General features: G+C 47.6%; 1 protein-coding gene. It reads right to left on the bottom strand.

The window, feature by feature from the left end; genetic code table 11:
* A partial coding sequence (locus R7O13_RS29090) for an enoyl-CoA hydratase/isomerase family protein (protein ID WP_318305485.1) occupies positions 1 to 582 on the bottom strand: 582 nt, incomplete at both ends.

The following is a 582-nucleotide window of genomic DNA, read 5'->3' as shown; positions in this document are numbered from 1 at the left end:
TTTGCTGTCGATGATTTGTTCTTCCAACAACGCCAACAACGCACTAACCAGTTCCTTCGCACCAGAAGTCCCCCATGGCACTTTTTGTAACTCTTTTAACAAAGTGGGGTATTGTTCTTCCAGCAACAGCCAATCCGCCAGACCAGTAGTGACAGCGTCACTCGAATTAACGAGCGCACCGGTCAAGCCAAGAAATAAACCCACTTCGGGATCGATTTGACTAAGGAACCAAGTACCACCTACGTCTGGATATAGACCGATGTTGATTTCTGGCATGGCTAAACGCGATATTGGCGTAACAACCTTGTGGCTTGTGCCCATAAACAGCCCCATGCCACCACCCATCACGATGCCTTCACCCCATCCAATGATGGGTTTATTGTAGGTATGGATTAAGTAGTCACACTCGTATTCCAACGCAAAGTATTTTGTGCAAAATTCTACGGTCGCTTCTTTGCTCTCATTGTGCATGACGTGATACATCGCCCGCACATCCCCGCCAGCACAGAATGCTTTTTCTCCCGCACCACTTAACACCACACAAACCACGTGCGGATCATGTTGCCATTTGATCAATTGATC

The sequence above is a fragment of the Vibrio sp. Y176 genome (assembly GCF_033438945.1).
This window is presented reverse-complemented; position numbering and strand designations above follow the sequence as displayed.